The sequence below is a fragment of the Glutamicibacter uratoxydans genome, assembly GCF_050753455.1.
In the GTDB taxonomy this organism is placed as follows: Bacteria; Actinomycetota; Actinomycetes; order Actinomycetales; family Micrococcaceae; genus Glutamicibacter; species Glutamicibacter uratoxydans_A.
In genome coordinates this window covers 1,605,690-1,623,156 of the sequence record NZ_CP192736.1, presented here as the reverse complement: position 1 = coordinate 1,623,156, position 17,467 = coordinate 1,605,690, and the positions used below count along the sequence as shown (strand labels likewise).

At 58.0% G+C, this 17,467-nt stretch carries 17 protein-coding genes; 9 read left to right on the top strand and 8 right to left on the bottom strand.

Annotation, left to right across the window (positions count from 1 at the left end; all coding sequences use genetic code 11):
* The first annotated feature begins 106 nt into the window (after positions 1-106).
* From cysK to ACQQZ8_RS07340, 3 genes are all read left to right on the top strand, one after another.
* Positions 107-1,042 carry a cysteine synthase A gene (cysK, locus tag ACQQZ8_RS07350; RefSeq protein WP_431712010.1) on the top strand — a complete coding sequence of 312 codons (936 nt, stop codon included), beginning with the start codon at positions 107-109 and terminating at the stop codon, positions 1,040-1,042.
* A gap of 142 nt (positions 1,043-1,184) precedes the next feature.
* The gene (gene epsC / locus ACQQZ8_RS07345; RefSeq protein WP_431712009.1) at positions 1,185-1,769 is read left to right on the top strand and encodes a serine O-acetyltransferase EpsC; all 585 of its coding nucleotides are present in this window, start codon (positions 1,185-1,187) and stop codon (positions 1,767-1,769) included.
* A 161-nt stretch (positions 1,770-1,930) separates the two neighbouring features.
* Positions 1,931-4,198, top strand: coding sequence for an ATP-binding cassette domain-containing protein (locus tag ACQQZ8_RS07340; protein ID WP_431712008.1), 2,268 nt, complete (start codon positions 1,931-1,933; stop codon positions 4,196-4,198).
* A gap of 112 nt (positions 4,199-4,310) precedes the next feature.
* On the opposite strand, the gene ACQQZ8_RS07335 is transcribed toward ACQQZ8_RS07340, so the two are convergent.
* Entirely contained in the window at positions 4,311-5,597 is a 1,287-nt protein-coding gene (locus ACQQZ8_RS07335; RefSeq protein WP_431712007.1) for a dicarboxylate/amino acid:cation symporter, read from the bottom strand.
* Positions 5,598-5,794: 197 nt separating this feature from the next.
* Between ACQQZ8_RS07335 and ACQQZ8_RS07330 the strand changes: the two genes are divergently transcribed.
* On the top strand, positions 5,795-6,286 hold the full coding sequence (locus ACQQZ8_RS07330; RefSeq protein WP_431712006.1) for an N-acetyltransferase family protein: 492 nt from the start codon (positions 5,795-5,797) through the stop codon (positions 6,284-6,286).
* 119 nt (positions 6,287-6,405) lie between these two features.
* On the opposite strand, the gene gndA is transcribed toward ACQQZ8_RS07330, so the two are convergent.
* Positions 6,406-7,845, bottom strand: coding sequence for an NADP-dependent phosphogluconate dehydrogenase (gndA, locus tag ACQQZ8_RS07325; RefSeq protein WP_431712005.1), 1,440 nt, complete (start codon positions 7,843-7,845; stop codon positions 6,406-6,408).
* 204 nt (positions 7,846-8,049) lie between these two features.
* On the opposite strand from gndA, the gene ACQQZ8_RS07320 reads away from it, so the two are divergent.
* Entirely contained in the window at positions 8,050-8,781 is a 732-nt protein-coding gene (locus ACQQZ8_RS07320) for a FadR/GntR family transcriptional regulator (protein WP_431712004.1), read from the top strand.
* Between the two features lie 102 nt (positions 8,782-8,883).
* On the opposite strand, the gene ACQQZ8_RS07315 is transcribed toward ACQQZ8_RS07320, so the two are convergent.
* Together ACQQZ8_RS07315 and ACQQZ8_RS07310 are read right to left on the bottom strand one after the other, a co-directional pair.
* Positions 8,884-10,296 carry a GntP family permease gene (locus ACQQZ8_RS07315; RefSeq protein WP_431712003.1) on the bottom strand — a complete coding sequence of 471 codons (1,413 nt, stop codon included), beginning with the start codon at positions 10,294-10,296 and terminating at the stop codon, positions 8,884-8,886.
* Between the two features lie 39 nt (positions 10,297-10,335).
* Positions 10,336-10,854, bottom strand: coding sequence for a gluconokinase (locus ACQQZ8_RS07310; RefSeq protein WP_431712002.1), 519 nt, complete (start codon positions 10,852-10,854; stop codon positions 10,336-10,338).
* 378 nt (positions 10,855-11,232) lie between these two features.
* Here ACQQZ8_RS07310 and ACQQZ8_RS07305 point away from each other — a divergent pair, with 378 nt between their 5' ends.
* Positions 11,233-11,493, top strand: a complete 261-nt coding sequence (locus ACQQZ8_RS07305) for a GlsB/YeaQ/YmgE family stress response membrane protein (protein WP_431712001.1) — start codon at positions 11,233-11,235, stop codon at positions 11,491-11,493.
* Positions 11,494-11,699: 206 nt separating this feature from the next.
* Positions 11,700-12,935, top strand: coding sequence for a hypothetical protein (locus ACQQZ8_RS07300; protein ID WP_431712000.1), 1,236 nt, complete (start codon positions 11,700-11,702; stop codon positions 12,933-12,935).
* Between the two features lie 50 nt (positions 12,936-12,985).
* Here ACQQZ8_RS07300 and ACQQZ8_RS07295 read toward each other — a convergent pair whose 3' ends face one another.
* Together ACQQZ8_RS07295 and ACQQZ8_RS07290 are read right to left on the bottom strand one after the other, a co-directional pair.
* Positions 12,986-13,282: a transcriptional regulator gene (locus ACQQZ8_RS07295; RefSeq protein ID WP_431711999.1), complete on the bottom strand. Its 297-nt coding sequence runs from the start codon at positions 13,280-13,282 to the stop codon at positions 12,986-12,988.
* The gene (locus tag ACQQZ8_RS07290; protein ID WP_431711998.1) at positions 13,275-13,925 is read right to left on the bottom strand and encodes a hypothetical protein; all 651 of its coding nucleotides are present in this window, start codon (positions 13,923-13,925) and stop codon (positions 13,275-13,277) included. The genes ACQQZ8_RS07295 and ACQQZ8_RS07290 overlap by 8 nt, the downstream gene beginning before the upstream one ends.
* A gap of 210 nt (positions 13,926-14,135) precedes the next feature.
* On the opposite strand from ACQQZ8_RS07290, the gene trhA reads away from it, so the two are divergent.
* Positions 14,136-14,822 (top strand): PAQR family membrane homeostasis protein TrhA, encoded by a 687-nt coding sequence (trhA, locus tag ACQQZ8_RS07285; RefSeq protein ID WP_431711997.1) that lies wholly within the window; start codon positions 14,136-14,138, stop codon positions 14,820-14,822.
* 34 nt (positions 14,823-14,856) lie between these two features.
* Here the strand turns inward: trhA and ACQQZ8_RS07280 are convergent, their stop codons facing one another.
* Positions 14,857-15,291: a hypothetical protein gene (locus tag ACQQZ8_RS07280; protein WP_431711996.1), complete on the bottom strand. Its 435-nt coding sequence runs from the start codon at positions 15,289-15,291 to the stop codon at positions 14,857-14,859.
* 319 nt (positions 15,292-15,610) lie between these two features.
* Between ACQQZ8_RS07280 and ACQQZ8_RS07275 the strand changes: the two genes are divergently transcribed.
* Positions 15,611-16,768, top strand: a complete 1,158-nt coding sequence (locus ACQQZ8_RS07275; RefSeq protein ID WP_431711995.1) for a methyltransferase — start codon at positions 15,611-15,613, stop codon at positions 16,766-16,768.
* On the opposite strand, the gene ACQQZ8_RS07270 is transcribed toward ACQQZ8_RS07275, so the two are convergent.
* Entirely contained in the window at positions 16,765-17,379 is a 615-nt protein-coding gene (locus tag ACQQZ8_RS07270) for a class I SAM-dependent methyltransferase (protein WP_431711994.1), read from the bottom strand. The genes ACQQZ8_RS07275 and ACQQZ8_RS07270 overlap by 4 nt on opposite strands.
* Positions 17,380-17,467: the final 88 nt, after the last annotated feature.

Below are 17,467 nucleotides of genomic sequence, written 5' to 3'. Positions count from 1 at the left end.
GCGAGGGGTTTACTACCCTTGGTAATGAAACACTTTTTGCGGCCTCACCTCGTGGGGCTGTGAAACCACCACTCGTAGCCGCAGTGCGCAAAGGAATTGAGACACCATGGGCAAAATCTATAACAATGTCACCGAGGTCATCGGCGGTACCCCACTGGTCAAGCTGAACCGTCTAGATAAGGATTTGCCAGGCAACGTTGCCGTTAAGCTCGAGTTCTACAACCCAGCCAACTCGGTCAAGGACCGGATCGGTGTGGCCATCGTGGACGCCGCGGAGAAGTCTGGCGCGCTGAAGCCCGGTGGCACCATTGTTGAAGGCACCAGCGGCAACACCGGCATCGCCCTGGCAATGGTCGGTGCGGCTCGCGGTTACAAGGTTGTGCTGACCATGCCAGAGACCATGAGCACCGAGCGTCGAGTGATGTTGCGTGCCTTCGGCGCAGAGATTGTGTTGACCCCGGGTGCCGACGGCATGCGCGGTGCGGTGGAGAAGGCCAAGGAAATCGTGGCCACCACCGAGAACGCGATCTGGGCTCAGCAGTTCGCCAACGAAGCCAACCCTCTGATCCACGAGAGCACCACCGGCCCGGAGATCTGGGAAGACACCGACGGGAAGATCGACGTGCTGGTCTCCGGTATCGGTACCGGCGGTACCATTACCGGCGCCGGCCGTTACCTCAAGGCACAGAACCCGAATGTGAAGATCGTGGCCGTGGAACCGAAGGATTCCCCCATCCTCAACGGTGGCAAGCCAGGACCACACAAGATTCAGGGCCTGGGCGCCAACTTCATCCCCGAGGTGCTGGACACCGACCTGTACGACGAGGTCTTGGATGCCCCGGTGGAGGATTCGGTTTCGGTGGCTCGTGCGCTGGGTGTGCAGGAGGGTATCCTCGGGGGTATTTCCGCCGGTGCCGCCGTATGGGGTGCGTTGCAGGTTGCTGCCCGCGAAGAAAATGCTGGCAAGTTGATCGTTGCTGTAGTTCCCGACTTCGGTGAGCGCTACATCTCCACCCTGCTTTTCGATGACATCCGCGGCTAATTTCGTCTCGGTTTGAATTAAATTGAATAAAACGCTGCGCCGATGGGTTGGAGTCTTTAAGAACCAATCATCGGCGCAGCGTTTTGCTGTCATGGCTAGTGCTAAAGTCGCGACACCTGCCACAGACCCATAAGGTAGACATATGAGTTTTCTCTCTCGGCTTCGTGAAGACCTGGCCACCGCCCGCACCCATGACCCGGCCACCCGTAACGACGTGGAGAACTTCTTCGCCATGTCCGGGTTGCATGCGGTCTGGATGCACCGGGCCGCCCACAAAATGTGGCAGAATCCGTCATTACGTTTCCCCGCCCGCTTACTCTCGCAACTGAACCGGGCACTGACCGGTATTGAAATCCACCCCGGCGCGAAAATTGGTCGACGGTTTTTCATTGACCACGGCATGGGTGTGGTGATTGGGGAAACCGCTGAGATCGGTGATGACGTCATGCTGTACCACGGGGTGACCTTAGGTGGTCGATCCTTGGCTAAGGTCAAGCGCCACCCCACCCTCGGTGACCGGGTGGTGGTCGGTGCCGGGGCAAAGATCCTGGGTCCGATCCTGATCGGTGATGATTCGGCGGTTGGCGCCAACGCGGTCGTGGTCAAGGACGCCCCGAATGGCTCCATTGTCACCGGCATTCCGGCCCGTAACCGTCCGCGCTCCCCCGAGGAACGGAAGCCTGCGGTGGATCCGGCCGAATACATCGACCCGGCCATGTGGATCTAAGCAACATACCGCTTTAAGCAACTCAGGCTGGGGTGCGACACATCGAGAAAGATGTGTCCCACCCCAGCTTTTTCGTCTGCTGCGGCGCATCGTCAAAAAGTTTCCTTAGCATCCGTGCCCGACTCACGGAAAGTGAACACCGGCTGGGTAGGCTTAAAACCATGAGCCAACATCCCGCCGACGGTCACGACATGATCCGGGTCCGGCAAGCCCGCGAGAACAACCTGCAGGGCATCGACGCCGACATTCCTAAACGCCGGATCACGGCCTTCACCGGTGTCTCTGGCTCCGGGAAGTCCTCGCTGGTCTTTGGCACCATCGCCGCTGAATCTCAGCGACTCATCAACGAAACCTATACGGCTTTCATTCAATCCTTCATGCCCGCGATGCCACGACCCGATGTGGAGGTGTTGGAGAACCTCTCGGCAGCGATTGTGGTGGATCAAGAACGCATGGGAGCTAACTCGCGGTCCACCGTGGGCACCGCCACCGATGCCTATTCGCTTCTTCGGGTGCTCTATTCGCGGTATTCCGAACCCAGTGCCGGTGGCGCGGGAGCGTACTCCTTCAATCTTGGCGAGGGAGCCTGTGCCAGCTGTGAAGGCTTCGGCACCGAGGCCAGTATCGATCTGGATGAGCTGCTGGATTGGGATAAAACACTAAACGAAGGGGCGATCCAGGCACCGAACTTCGCCCCGGGTTCCTGGCTGTGGCAGACCCTGACCGCCGGAACCGAAGCGGACTTGGAGGTGAAGCTGCGCGATATGCCGGCGCCGATGCTGGATCGGCTGCTCAACGCCCCGACCGGCAAGGTGAAGCTCAAGGATGCCAATATGAGCTATTCCGGGTTGCTGACTCGGATCCGGGAGAACTATATTTTCTCCGGCCGCGAGATCAAGCAGGCGCACATTCGTGAGTGGATCGAGAGGATCTCCAGCACCACCGCCTGTAGCGTCTGCTCCGGAACCCGGCTGAGTGACAAGGCCCGTGCCTCGCGCCTGGCCGGATATGGCATCGCCGACTTATGCGCCTTACAAGTCAGCGACCTGATGGGGGTGCTGGATAGTTTTCAGCTGCCGCAGGCCGCACCATTGCTCGCAAATTTGCGTGCGGTGCTCGAATCCATGGTGCAGATCGGCTTGGGATATATCTCTTTGGACCGGCCGGCCGGTACGCTCTCCGGCGGTGAGGCTCAGCGGGTGAAGATGGTCCGTCATCTGGGCAGCGCACTGTCGGATGTCACCTATGTTTTTGATGAACCGACCGTCGGCTTGCACCCGCACGATATTCAGCGCATGAATGCGTTGCTGGGGAACCTGCGCGATAAGGGCAATACGGTTTTAGTGGTGGAGCATAAGCCGGAGGTCATTAAGATCGCCGATCATGTGATCGACTTAGGCCCCCGGGCCGGGATCCACGGCGGGCACATCACCTACGCCGGAGATGTGGCAGGCTTGCTGACCAGTAACACGCTGACCGGACAGCACTTTTCGGCCACCGTCCCGCTAAAGCAGGCACCGCGCCAGGGTGGGCAGCCGTTAGAGATCCGTGGGGCGAGCACGCATAATCTGAAGAATGTGAATGTTGATATTCCTCGCGGGGTGCTCTGCGCGATTACCGGGGTGGCCGGGTCCGGTAAATCCACGCTGATCCATTCGACCATTTCTAAACGCAGCGATGTGGCCGTGGTGGATCAATCCGCCATCCGCGGTTCGCGGCGCAGTAACCCGGCCACCTACACCGGGATGCTTGATGCGATCCGTGCCGCCTTCGCCAAGGCCAACGGTGTCAAACCCGGCCTCTTCAGCGCCAACTCCGTCGGTGCCTGCCCGGCCTGCGGTGGGGTCGGGTTCCAGTACACGGACCTGGTCTCGATGGCCGGGGTCGCGATGCCGTGTGAAACCTGCACGGGACAGCGCTACACCGCGCAGGTGCTCGAATACCGGCTCGATGGGTTGAATATCGCTCAGGTGCTCAACTTGAGCGTGGAGGAAGCACTCGAACGTCTCCAGATCCCCAAGGCCCAGCCGATCCTTTCGAGGCTGAACCAAGTCGGGTTGGGGTATCTGAAGCTCGGGCAACCGTTGAACACACTGTCCGGTGGCGAGAGACAACGGCTGAAATTAGCGATCAATCTGGGCAAGGGCTCGGGCATCTACGTCCTGGACGAACCGACCACCGGTTTGCACATGGCGGATGTGGATAAATTACTGGCGCTCTTAGACCATATGGTGGAGGAGGGAAACACGATCATTGTCATCGAACACCATCTGGCCGTGATCGCGCACGCCGACTGGGTGATCGACCTCGGTCCCGGAGCCGGCTATGAGGGCGGGTCGGTAATCTTCGAAGGGACCGCCCACGCGCTGGCACAATCTGACACGCTGACCGGTCAGCATTTGGCTCGGTACGTCAGCGGCTCGGCCTAAGCAACGGCTGCCGCCGCGTCAGCTTCACCGAGACCGGCCGCTTAAAACTTCAGGGGTGCCACAAACGAGTTACTCGTTTGTGGCACCCCTGAAACGGTTTTGAGGTTCTGAGTTAGTCACCCAGAGTGTGCGTCTCGCGTTCGGTCGCACCTTCGGCAGTAACGATCTGCTCATCGGCAGGATCCTGCACCTGCTCACCCAGGTTCCCCTTGGTCAGCTTATTCATGATCATCGCCAAGGCGCCGTCGCCGGTGACGTTGGTAGCCGTACCGAAGCTATCCAGTGCAATATAGGCGGCGAACATTAGTCCGACTTCAACTTCACCGAAGTTCAACATCTGTACCAGCAGACCGGCCGCGGCCGCAATCGCGCCACCGGGAACACCCGGTGCGGCAATCATCATGACGCCCAGCATCAGGATGAACGGCAGGAACGCGCCGAAGGAAATGTCGCCGCCGGTCAGCAACAGTACCGCAATCGAGAAAGCGGTAATCTTCACCATCGAACCCGACAGATGGATGGTGGCGCACAAGGGCACCACGAACCCAGCAACAGCGTTCGCGACCTTGTTCTTCTTCGTCGACTCCAAAGTGACCGGAATCGTCGCGGCCGAGGAGGAAGTACCCAGCGCGGTGAAGTAGGCCGCACGCATATTCCACAGGGCCTTGAGTGGATTCTGCTTATTCATGGCCCCGGCCACGGTGTACTGGATCAGCAGCACCACCACGGTCAACGCAAAGGACACCACGGCCACCAGCAGGAACTTAGAAATCACGGTGATTGCCGAACCGCTGGCCGACAGATCCAGGAAGATACCGAAAATGAACAGTGGCAGCGCCGGCACAACAACCCGGCGGATAACCCCTTCGATGATGCTGCGGAATTCCACCGCACCACGGAAGATCACCTTGGAATGGAAAGCGGTAATCCCGATACCCACGATAAAGGCCAACACCAGAGCGGTCATCACATCGAAGAAAGGCGAGAGCACGATCTCGGTCGCTCCTTCGCCGGGGCTACCCACAATCGAGAAGTACGGGGCGAAACCCGAACCCGCTTGCTCATCCAACTCCGACAGTCCACCACCGGACAGCGCGCCGGTGAAGAGCCAGCGGCTGACAAAATAGGCCAGCAAACCCGAAGCAATGGTCGAACCATAGGCAATAGCCGCGGTAATTCCCAACCATTTGCCAGCACCCTTACCCAATTCGGCGATGGCCGGAGTGACCAAACCGAAGATGATCAAGGGCACCACGAAACCGAGGAAACCGGAGAAGATGGAGTTATAAGTCAGGAAGACACTACCGAGCCAGACCGGCATCAGCGGGCCGAGCACAACGCCCAGGATGATGGCGATAAGCACCCATCCTAGAAGCGGGATTTTCTTCAGCATGTTCACACGGTTCCTTTTCTCAACGGGTTGGGTGAGTGACTGTGCGTCGAACACGTGTGGCGTAACGCACGAGTCACAATAATAGACCTCACAGCGCCTGAGCCGAAATCTATTTCACAAATATCTCGGTCTTTTCGATAGATCCGACCGTTCACTAGGATGATGATCAAATATCCGTCGACAAGTCCGAGAAAAGACAAAATATGAAACTTGCAATTCGCCAACCCTCGCTCGAGGATCTGGAACAGCTAGTTAACCTGCATATCGAGGTCTGGAAGCAAACCTACGGGGATTTGTTTCCCGCGGACTTTTTTAACGCGGAGCACCGCGCCTCACGCCAGCAGATGTGGACCCAAATCCTGACCAACCCGACACCGGGGCTCCGGGTGTGTATTGCGGCGACACCGGATCGCATTGTGGGTTTCGCGCTCGCCGGCCCGCCGAGCGAAGAAGAAGACCGGAAGTCCTGGCCGCTGCAACTCTTCAGTTTGAACGTGGATCAGAGTTTTCATGGTGGCGGGGCCGGTCAATCCTTGCTGGAGTCCGTGTTGAGTGATGAATCGGCCATGCTTTGGGTAGAAGACACCAATGCTCGGGCCATTCGTTTTTATGAACGCAACGGTTTCCGGCTCGATGGGGTGACACTGCCCGATGCCACCGCACCGAATGTCACCGATGCGCGGATGGTGCGCTAGCTAGCTGCCCTGCCCTGCCCCGCCACTACACCGCAAATACGTGACTTATAACGAGAACCGGCTCGTAACCTAGAATATTTTTCTGGGTCACGAGCCGGTTCTGGTGGCTCTAAAAAAGTTTAGTGGGTGTCTTCCGCGGCGATTTCGCTACGGTCCGCGCTCCACAGGGTGTGATAGGTGCCTTCCTTGTCGACGCGGCGGTAGGTGTGGGCACCGAAGTAGTCACGCAACCCCTGGGTTAGGGCAGCTGGCAACCGGTCGCGACGCAGGCCATCGTAGTAGGCCAGCGACGAGGAGAAGACCGGGGCGGGGATCCCCAGTTGCACGGCAATCGAGACTACCCGGCGCCAAGCTGGCAGTGCTTGGGCGATCGCTTCGGCGAAGGCCGGAGCGAACAGCAGGTTCGCTGGCTTCTGCTCGGCCGAATAGGCGGCGGTGATGTCCTTGAGCAGGGCGGCACGGATGATGCACCCTTCGCGCCACAATCCGGCGATCTCATCCAGCTTCAGTTCCCAGCCGTATTCGCCGGCCGCGGAGGTGAGCATATCCAAGCCCTGCGCGTAGGAGACCAGCTTGGAGGCGAAGAGTGCTTGACGCACGTCTTCGACAAAGTTATCCGGCAGCGTCACCTCGGCGGTCTGTGCTTGGAGCACCTGCTGACCCACGGCGCGGATCTCCCGCTGGGAGGAGAGCGAGCGGGCGAACACCGATTCGGCGATGGCCGAGACCGGCGAGCCCATATCTAGGCCGGACTGCACGGTCCAACGCCCGGTTCCCTTCTGTCCGGCAGAGTCCTGGATAACGTCGACCAGCGGTTTGCCGGTGGCGGCATCCACATGTCCGAGCACCTCGGCGGTGATTTCAATCAGGAAGCTGGATAGCTCCCCGGTGTTCCAATCGGCAAAGATCTTCGCCTGGTCGGCTGGTTCGATCCCTGCGGCGTGACGCATCAGGTCGTAGGCTTCACCGATGACTTGCATATCGGCATATTCGATGCCGTTGTGCACCATCTTCACGAAGTGTCCTGCTCCGTCGGTGGAGACCCAGGCGCAGCAGGGGGTTCCGTCATCGGCCTTGGCCGAGATCTTCTCTAGCATGGGACCCAGTGACTGGTAGGACAGGGCCGAACCACCTGGCATGATCGAGGGGCCCAGTAGTGCGCCTTCTTCACCGCCGGAGACGCCCACGCCCACAAAGTGCAGGCCTTTTTCGGCCAGCGCGGATTCGCGGCGACGGGTGTCGGTGTAGTGCGAGTTGCCTGCGTCAATGATGATGTCGTCGGTTTCCAGCAGTGGAACCAGCTGATCGATAACCGAGTCCACCGGGGCACCGGCTTTCACCATGATCAGCACGCGGCGTGGGGTTTCCAGGCTTGCGACCAGTTCTTCGAGCGTTTCGGTGCGGATAAAGTCGCCTTCATCCCCGTGCGCGTTGAGCAAAGCGTCGGTCTTCCCCACCGAGCGGTTGTGCAGGGCAACGGTGTAACCGTTGCGGGCGAAGTTCCGGGCGAGGTTCGCGCCCATCACGGCAAGACCGGTAACGCCAATCTGTGCAGGCATAGATTCTGTACTCCATTTTGAACTGGAAAGCTGTGCCGTGTTTTTCAGGCACGCATGTTCCGTACCCGCACGGCCTCGTGACGTTTTCATTCTACCGCTGGGCGTGAGTGATACCCAGAAACTCCATGGAAATAAAGCATATTTGTTTGGCTTGCTGCTCCGTGGCTCCGGTTTTGCCGCACTGATCTTGGATAAGATGGTTCAATGGCAATGAGTCTGCACTCGCATGTGGTCGAAGAGCTTGGTTCGCGGATCGTTAACGGAACCATTGCACCGGGCAGTATTTTGTTGGCCGCCGATCTGGAACAGGAACTGAAGGTTTCTCGTTCGGTGATCCGTGAAGCGGTTCGCGTCTTAGCTCAGTGCGGGCTGGTGATCAGCACCAAACGCGTGGGTATTCGGGTGCAAGACATGGCCCGCTGGAATCCCTTTGATTCACATGTGATTCGGTGGCGATTAGCCAGTGGCGGGCAAGGTAAACAGTTACGCTCACTGACCGAGCTACGCATCTCGGTAGAACCGATGGCCGCGGAGCTGGCGGCTCAGTTTGCCCCAGAAAAATTCCGTGAAGAACTCATGACGCTCTCGGCGCAGATGAACCATTACGGGCGCACCGGGGATCTTCAGCGTTTCTTGGAACTGGATATTAAATTTCACGCCACTCTCCTGGCCGCGTCGGGCAATGAAATGTTCGCCAATCTCTCCATCCCGATCGCCGAGACCCTGCGTGGTCGCACCCAACTGGGTCTGATGCCCGAGCGGCCGCATGAGGAGGCGTTAGCTTGGCATCAGGCGGTCGCCGACGCAGTGTCGAACCGTGATCCGGTGGCGGCCCGAGCCAATATGGACAATATTATGCGCCGCACGCACAGCGAAATCTGTGGCATCTGGCAAGGTCAAGAGCGACTGTTTATCGACCCGCCAGCGGTTCACTGATCCCCCGGAATGCCAAAATCTTCAACTGAACAGCCACTGCCCGGCATACGGTAATTTCACCGTGTGCCGGGCAGTGGCTAATAGTGTTCTCGCTTTGGCGGGTTAGGCAATCATTGTGGCCAGCGCGTAAAGCAGCAGGACACAGACAAACCCGACCACCGAGACCAAAGCCTGACCGACGGTCCACACCTTTAAGGTGGTGGGTACATCCATCTGGAAGAAGCGTGAAATGAGCCAGAAACCGGAGTCGTTGACGTGGCTGGCAAACACCGACCCGGCAGCCAGGGCCAACACTATGGTGGCCACTTGCAAGGAGCTGAGGCTTGGATCGTCCAGTACCGCTGGCTGCACGATCGCAGCTGCGGTCGTCAAGGCCACGGTGGCCGAACCTTGAGCCACGCGTACTACGGCAGCAATCAGGAAGCCTGCCACAATCAGTGGCATTCCCACCGCTTCCAGCGAATCGGCAATGGCCTGGCCAATGCCGCTGGCTCGCAGAACCCCACCGAACATGCCACCGGCTCCGGTGATCAGGATGATCGAACAGACCGGCCCCAAGGCCGAGTCCACCACGGTCTCGATGAGGGTCTTGTCCTTCTTCTGCCGGAAACCGAGTAGATACATGCCCAGTAAAACGGTGATGATCAACGCGACCGGGGTTTCACCCAACAGCCGCAGCCACTGCACCCAAGTCGCGTCAGCATCCACCAGCCCGGCACTGGAGAGCATATTCAGACCGGTATTCAAGAAGATGAGAAGCAAAGGCAACAGCAGCAAGGTGAAGACAGTGTTGACCTTCGGTGCTGATTTGAATTCTTCGCTCGTCTGCCCACCAGCTGCTCCGCTGAGAATACTGGGCACCGGGATGTTGAAGCGTCGGCCAACGAATTTGCCATAGAGGTGACCGGCAACGTACCAGGTCGGTATCGCCACGATGAGACCAAGGACGAGCACCAGACCAACGTTAGCCTCGAGCAGCCCGGACGCCGCCACCGGACCGGGGTGCGGCGGAACGAAGATATGCATCGCCGAGAAAGCGGTAGCCGAGGGAATTGCATAGAAGAGCAGGGAGCCGCCCAATCGGCGTGCCACGGTGAAGATAATCGGCAGCATCACCACCAGTCCGGCGTCGAAGAAGATCGGGAAGCCGAAGAGCAGCGAGGCCACAGAGAGGGCCAGCGGGGCTCGTTTCTCCCCGAACTTGCTGATCAGCCACTGGGTGAGCACTTGTGCTCCCCCACTGGTTTCCAGCATCCGGCCGAGCATCGCACCCAAACCAACTAACAGGGCAACGCTGGCCAGCGTTCCACCGAACCCGGAAGTCAGCGTGCCAATGATTTCCCCGGCGGGGATGCCTGCGGCCACGGCGGTCAACAAACTGGTGACAACCAATGCGATAAACGCGTGGATCCGGAAGCGGATGATGAGCACCAGCAATAGCGCGATGGCCGCAGCAGCCAATCCCAAGAGCGCTGATGTGCCCAGTTGCCAATTCAGGGTTATCTCAGTAATCATTCTCGTCCTTGAGCGATGGTGAAAGTTTTACCGGGGGTCTTAAGAAGCATCCGGAGATAGCTGAGCGATCACCGAGGCGACGATCGCCTGCGGGGACAGGGTAATGTCCACGCGGATCGGTTGCTCATCGGCACTTGGTTCTTCAAGAGTTTCTAGTTGACTGTGCAGCAATGAGCTGGGCATGTATTCGTGATCCCGCGCATCCAGCCGCTGCTGGATCAGTTCGGATCCGCCGATAAGAAAGACAAAACGGGTTCGTGGGTCATGGGTGCGCAGCAGGTCTCGATAGGAGCGCTTCAGCGCGGAACACGCAATAATCACCGGGCGACCGGTCGAATCGCGTTGCGTTAGATGCTGCCCGATGATGTGCAGCCAAGGGGTGCGGTCGAAATCATCCAAGGGTATCCCGCGGCGCATCTTGTCCTTGTTAGCTTGCGGATGCAGGGTGTCACCGTCAACAAATTTCAAGTCCAAGGCCGTGGCCAAGAGTTCCCCAATCGTGGACTTGCCACTACCTGAAACGCCCATAATCACCAAGGGGGCAAGTTGCGCTGTCATCTGCTCACTCCGTCGTGCCACACAATATTGTCAGACTTATACATAAACAAAGTAGTTTAAATCTGATTTAATCAGCCTAGGTGGCAATGGCACGCGAGTCAATAACAACTGGAGCACTTGGCGCCGACACTGATAAGAGCACAGTCACCTCACAGTGACGAGGGTTACTCAAATTTTGCTTCCGACGAGGGATTATCCCGATTCTTCGCAGTTGTCGCCAGCCGCCAGACCCCTCGAGAACAGTAGATAAAATACTGTTCGATTGAGGCATAGCTGAATGTTTCCTGATAATCCATAGGTTCGATCAGAAGTCGAGGGTATCGTCTGTATCAGCGGCTCAACCGAGTCTTCGATAGATTGAAACCAGTGAGGTGACCCATGGGTTTTCTAGGATGGATAGTTTTAGGTCTGATCGCCGGCGCAATCGCCAAAGCCATCAAACCGGGCGAACAAGGTGGCGGCTGGCTAGCCACGCTACTCTTAGGCATCGTAGGCGCCGTGGTCGGCGGTTGGCTCGGCTCGCTCCTATTTGATGTAAGCCTTGAGAATTTCTGGTCCATACAGACTTGGCTATTGGCCATCGGCGGCTCGCTCGTCGTGCTGTTGATCTGGGGCTTCCTAACCCGGAAGAAGGCCTAGCTAGCAAGCTCAGGCTGAGGTTAAGGCACTAAGTCTTAGCGTGAAATCCGCCCCCAACCGGATCAAGCCCGGTTGGGGGCGGATTTTTCTGTCCTGATAGGCCTCAAGCACCCTTGAATTTACCCACACTTGTGCAGGAACATCTTTTTAACATGGGGTCGATAAGCCTAGTCTGGTCTCCGGCAAGATAGCCCGGGAGGACGGTTATGACGGCGCTACTCTTTATTCACGGCACCGGTGTGCGTGGGGATGGAATCACCGCATACTTTGACCAGGTTCGTGCCGGGCTACACAAAATCCGCCCAGCCCTGAATGTTTATGGATTACCCTGGGGCGACCTCGTCGGAGCCGAACTCCTCGCCGGCGGCAGCAGCATCCCGCAAGATTTTCCCCTGCAATTTATTGAACCGCTCCGGACCATGACTTTGGCGACCTCCGCATCCGAACACAATGCCGGGTCACAAGTTCAACTCTGGGAGATCCTCGATGCCGCTCCCCTAGCGGAACTTGAAGCACGGTGTGCCGAACGCCGATCACCAACAGCCGCTGCGGATGAACACCGTGCACGGATCTACGCCGATCGTCTCGGACTGAGCCTAGAACCAGGAACGGAATTGCATCGGCAACTCGCCTTGGCTGGGCTAGCTGGTCCCGCAATGGCCGCGGCCACCCAGCTTGTGGCTAGCGACCCATTTACCGAGCTTGCCACCGCCACGGGACCGTACGAGGAAGTCACCACGGCCGCATTCGCTCGGGCTTTCATTGCCCTCCTGCTCGCTTTACGCGATGCCGAACTGGGTTGTTCCACCCCACTAGATGGGGTACATCGTACTGCGCTAGAAGAAACTACCGCCCAGGCCTTGATGCAGCGTGAGGCCTCGATCGAAACGGTACACGCACAATTTACAGACGCGCTACTGACCGGAATCCTGCGGCTCATCACACACTGGGCGGCGCAAAATCGATTAAAATTGATTCAACAGAACGCGGCACGGATAGGCGACGCACTCAAATATCTCAGCCGCCCCGACCCACTGCGCGAGCTGATCGCCAAACGCATCAACCAGATCGCCGAAAGCCAACTCATCATCGTTGGTCACAGTCTCGGTGCGGTTGCGGCTTTCGACCTGCTCTTGACCAACCGCATCCCCAAAGTCAGCACCCTGATTGCCGTCGCTACGCAGAGCGGATTGCTCTTTGAGCTCGATGCCTTGTCAGCAGCGTCATTTCATGACGGATACCCGGTACCCCAAAATTTTCCACTGACGTATTTTTTCTATGACCGGCAGGATCTGCTGTCCTTCCGGGCCGGCGCCCTCGCTGGCCCGCGGGTCAAGGATCACGAGCTAGATAATCGAGCTCCCTTCCCGCGGAACCACGGGGCCTACTTCAACAATGATGCGTTTTACGAAGCGCTTGATCAGCTTCTTCCACCGAACTAAAGCTTCATCCACCACACGCCGAGGTCAACAGGACTTGCTGGATAGCAGAGCTACTCATTAGTGGCCAGCAACTGCAGTAGCCCCTGCTTGTAGTTACGAAAGGCGCTACGCCCTTGGTCGGTGATGCCCACATAGGTCACTGGAGCCCGCCCTTCGAGTACCTTCTCAACCCGCGCATAACCGACATCTTCAAGTTTGCGTAGATGCGTCGCTAGATTACCCGAGGTCATCTTCAGCAAGTCCTGCAATCTGGGAAAGGCCAATGAATCCCCCGGACCCAGGGTGTTGAGAATCGTGATGATCCGAAGCCTGGCTTGGGCGTGGATCACCGGGTCAAGCTCAGTCATTCCCACTCACCACCGCCCCGGTGACGGCGCTCTTCCCAGCACCGTGCAATATCCCCAGAACAATCAGTCCTGCCCCACCTAATCCACCTGCCAACAGATTATGCGGTGCCGGCAATGCCAGTGAGAGCAGGCCAACCACCAGCACCCAGCCTCCAAAGATCAGTTGTGTTCGGTCATTCCAGACTAATGCCCCGGTGACACACAATGCTCCAACCACCAGAGCACAGGCTGCTACGGCATAAGAGAGCAGGCCCATGGCGCTCAGCCCTGCCGCGGCCAGTCGCCAGCCAAGTAAACCAACGAAGAGGAAACTCAGGAAGAAGCAGTTTCCATAAATGGCGCCCTGTACCATCGATGGTCCGCGAGTGCCGCTGGCTCGCTTAGCCGAGTGGATCGCAGAAAAAACTATGCTGAAGATCAGTGCAAAAGCGGTGATGCCCGCAGCTACCCAGCGTGAGATCAGCGGATCATCAACTGGGACAAAGGCCGCGTAGAAGGCTAGGAAGCCAATCATCCAGGTGCTACCCCACAGCGCATACAGCAATCTCTGGTTAGGCGCTAACGCCTGTTGCGCCTGCTCTGATTCTTGATCGATCCCAGCAAGAATCTGTGCCGGGTCTAACTTCTTGTTTTCGCTGTCCATGACGATCTTCTCCTCGATGGTTGACCGCGAATGAAATACAAAGTGCTTTCTATTGACAAGTACTTTGCGTTACAAAGTTAAACATAGCAGGTCTCCCTCCGCTCGTCGAGAGGTAGTGTGAAATGATCGCGGCTAACTTATTACTGATCAGTAAATTAGACTGGGAGTTAGCTCTGCTTCACAGGGCATCTCCTGCAGCAAGGACTCGCCATGGCCAGCTCATCACACACGGAAAATCCCGCTAACAGTGCACCCGATCAGCACCTGATAAGCGGTACCGAACGCACCCGATGGCGCGGATTACTGCACGCCTGGTTCACTCCCCTAGCCATCGTGCTGGGTATGGTCCTGATCGTCCTCGCCGAACCGTCCATCGCCGAATGGTATAGCGCAGTCTTCGCCTTAACTGCAGTGCTCCTCTTCGGGGTCTCAGCGCTCTATCACCGCGGGACGTGGGGGCCGAAACGGGGAATCTGGTTACGTCGGGCCGACCACGCGAATATTTTCTTATTGATCGCCGGAACCTATACGCCGATATCCCTAGCCTTAGAGCCGGGCCAGCGAAACTTGTTGCTAATAATTATTTGGATTGGCGCACTCAGCGGGGCACTATTGCGGATCTTCTGGCCCACAGCGCCTCGCTGGCTCACCGTGAGCTTGTATCTGCTCTTAGGCTGGGGTGCGGTCATGTACCTTCCGGCGTTCTACCAACTGAACCCACTACTGATGGTGCTTATTATCGCCGGCGGGTTGCTGTACACCGCGGGCGCCGTCTTTTATGCGCTGAAGCGGCCGAATCCGTGGCCCGGAGTTTTCGGTTTTCATGAGCTGTTCCATGCCGGAACCATCGCTGGTTTTCTGTGCCATTGGTTCGCAATCCTCCTCGTGGTTTCCTAGAAAAATGCGCTACATAGACCTCTTCGGACACCGCTTAGGCATGCACCGGGTAGTCAATCGTGAGCAGGGCGTCCTCCTCTAGGGAGCGCAGCAGACTTTCAGTCAGTTCGGAGATCTTGATGCCGCGCGCCGTGTGCGGAATCAGCTGCTCGTCCTGCGGGGACCAGGTGTTGTAGATGGCGATACGCGACACCCAGTTTGCTCGTTCGGGCATCCCCCGCAGCCAGTTCAATAACGCCTCGGCTTCGATTTCATCGCTTGGTTCACCCTGCTGACCCAACCCGATCAGGCTGCCACAATTACACATATTGCGCACTAGCGTGAAGTACTGAGTGTTCTTGCGTAACCGCTTGGTTTTGATGTGAAATTCACTCGTTTCGGGTGCCACTCCCAATACTCGGCGCGCTTCGTCGCTAAATTTTTGATCATAGGCACTGGAGTTCACTGCCCAGATGATGGATTTGCACATAGAGCGAGCATAGCCCAATGACATTCGTTCTAACCTCCACGTCACACCGCTATATCGAGAGTGAATCTCGGTATGCGGCAAGCCCCTGACACCAGCAATTTCACGCAGGTGGTGAGATTTGCGCTGACGCGTTGGGGCATAGCGGACTGGGCGGGTGAAGCGGAAAGCGACAACCGAGGTAGGTAATTGCACCGGATAGACTGGTAATGCGCCACCAACCAGCATTTACGACCTGCTGGACCGCTTATCGGTTCGCGCACCCACCAGCTATCGATCGAGGTCATGTCCTATTAGCGAGCAATCACCGAGCGCCGAACAGTTGCTGCATTGGGAACAAGACGGGCAAGCGCTCAGCGGCAGCTGGTACTCCAGCAATGGGCGTCCTCGACCGAAGAGTCTGGTCGTTGTTGATGATCAACTCACCGCGATCCAAGCGATGAAGTACGCTGCCCAGGGTGTGGCAATGCTCTGGGTTGGAGACTTTCACAACGCCAAACAAATGCTCAGCGCGATGGATCGGCGTTTAGCCAAGACTCCACGTAAGAAGCAACCGGTCGAGCCGACTCCCGCCGAGGAGTTCTACAAGATTCGTCAGGCCCGGGCCCAGCGTTCCCGGATGCTCTCGCTGCTGCTTGTCCCCGTGGTATTTTCCGGCTCTGCGGTAACCGCGCGGGTCCCGCTATCGCGGGCACCCGAACTTGCTGCTGCCATCTCCTTTGGCTATGCCGATCAACCGGGTTTCGGCCAGTCAACTGCGGTATTGAGCTTGCAGGAACTCGTCGGAGTCCAGGGAGCGCACCAGTGGTTCATCAAAGGTGTCGAAGTTCCAGCCTTGGGCGAGACTATCCACCCGCATTATGGCACTTTCCTGCCCACCCGGCATGAGTATGTGGACCTCGTGGCCCAAGCACCGTTGCCCAGCCACGAGTTCGCCGTGGATATCGGCACTGGAACGGGGGTATTGGCCGCACTCCTAGTGAAACGTGGGGTGGCGAAGGTGACCGGCACCGACATTCACCAACGCGCGGTTGATTGCGCTAACGATACTTTCCGGCGCCTGGGGATAGAACAACACGCCGAGGCGCAACTAACCCACATGTTTCCAACCATCAAAGCACCGTTGATCATTTGCAATCCGCCCTGGCTACCCGGCAGTGCGCCGACCAGCTTGGACGCGGCAGTCTATGACCCCGGTAGCAAAATGCTCAAGGATTTTCTCACTGGCCTACCCAAGCACCTCACCGAAGATGGGGAGGGCTGGCTGATCATCTCTGATCTGGCCGAACTACTCGAACTGCGCCGACCCGAGGAGCTCACTCAGACGATTGCGCAGGCGGGCCTCGAAGTCATTGACCGACTGCAGACCACGCCCACACACTCCCGGGCCCGGGACACCAGCGATCTGTTGCACACCGCACGGTCGAAGGAAGTCACTTCACTGTGGCGTTTGCGAGTCGCGTCCGGCTCCCGCGACTAAGTCACCTGACTGAGCACGGCCACCAGGAAGTCTGCGGCTGGTGCATGCAATTGCCAACTGGAGAACCGTTGGTCAATGGCTAACCCGGCAGTAGCCGCATCGGATTCGAACGCGGCAAAATCATAGCCGCGCCCGCCGCCGAAACCGACAATGAGTCGACCGTTCGGAGCTAGGTGTTCCCGCAGACATTTCAGCGCGGGAACCCGTTCATCACCGGAGAGAAAAGTCAGCACATTTCCGGCCGAAACGATTAAATCGAACTCTCGGTGCTCACCGGTAGGCGTGGTCAACTGGAACTGCGCTAAATTGCCCACGGACCAGTCCACCTGCGGATAATCTTCTTGTGCGACGGCTACCAGGTCGGGATCCAGATCCACTCCGGCCACCTCGTGTCCGCGCTCGGAAAGCCACCCGCCGATGCGGCCGGTTCCACAGCCAGCATCCAGTATTCGGCTGCCCCGATCGGCCATGGCATCAATCAGCCGCGCCTCACCGTAAATATCGCGCCCTTCATCGACAAAGCCACGCCACCGTGCCGCATAGTTTTTCGCATGATCGGGATTGGCGCGGACCGCGGCCAACCAAAGATTTTCTTTCGGAGCACTACTCATAAACCAAGCTTCTCACAGATGGATCACCGCAGGTCAGGTTCACAGCAGTCGCACGCTTGGGGCTGTTGCCAGCACCGCGGTTTGCTGT

Coding starts and splice junctions, on each gene's coding strand:
- ACQQZ8_RS07280 (WP_431711996.1), bottom strand. CDS start 15,291: ATGTGCAAATCCATCATCTGGGCAGTGAACTCCAGTGCCTATGATCAA.
- ACQQZ8_RS07295 (WP_431711999.1), bottom strand. CDS start 13,282: ATGACTGAGCTTGACCCGGTGATCCACGCCCAAGCCAGGCTTCGGATC.
- ACQQZ8_RS07340 (WP_431712008.1), top strand. CDS start 1,931: ATGAGCCAACATCCCGCCGACGGTCACGACATGATCCGGGTCCGGCAA.
- ACQQZ8_RS07315 (WP_431712003.1), bottom strand. CDS start 10,296: ATGATTACTGAGATAACCCTGAATTGGCAACTGGGCACATCAGCGCTC.
- ACQQZ8_RS07305 (WP_431712001.1), top strand. CDS start 11,233: ATGGGTTTTCTAGGATGGATAGTTTTAGGTCTGATCGCCGGCGCAATC.
- trhA (WP_431711997.1), top strand. CDS start 14,136: ATGGCCAGCTCATCACACACGGAAAATCCCGCTAACAGTGCACCCGAT.
- ACQQZ8_RS07270 (WP_431711994.1), bottom strand. CDS start 17,379: ATGAGTAGTGCTCCGAAAGAAAATCTTTGGTTGGCCGCGGTCCGCGCC.
- gndA (WP_431712005.1), bottom strand. CDS start 7,845: ATGCCTGCACAGATTGGCGTTACCGGTCTTGCCGTGATGGGCGCGAAC.
- epsC (WP_431712009.1), top strand. CDS start 1,185: ATGAGTTTTCTCTCTCGGCTTCGTGAAGACCTGGCCACCGCCCGCACC.
- ACQQZ8_RS07320 (WP_431712004.1), top strand. CDS start 8,050: ATGGCAATGAGTCTGCACTCGCATGTGGTCGAAGAGCTTGGTTCGCGG.
- ACQQZ8_RS07310 (WP_431712002.1), bottom strand. CDS start 10,854: ATGACAGCGCAACTTGCCCCCTTGGTGATTATGGGCGTTTCAGGTAGT.
- ACQQZ8_RS07300 (WP_431712000.1), top strand. CDS start 11,700: ATGACGGCGCTACTCTTTATTCACGGCACCGGTGTGCGTGGGGATGGA.
- ACQQZ8_RS07330 (WP_431712006.1), top strand. CDS start 5,795: ATGAAACTTGCAATTCGCCAACCCTCGCTCGAGGATCTGGAACAGCTA.
- cysK (WP_431712010.1), top strand. CDS start 107: ATGGGCAAAATCTATAACAATGTCACCGAGGTCATCGGCGGTACCCCA.
- ACQQZ8_RS07290 (WP_431711998.1), bottom strand. CDS start 13,925: ATGGACAGCGAAAACAAGAAGTTAGACCCGGCACAGATTCTTGCTGGG.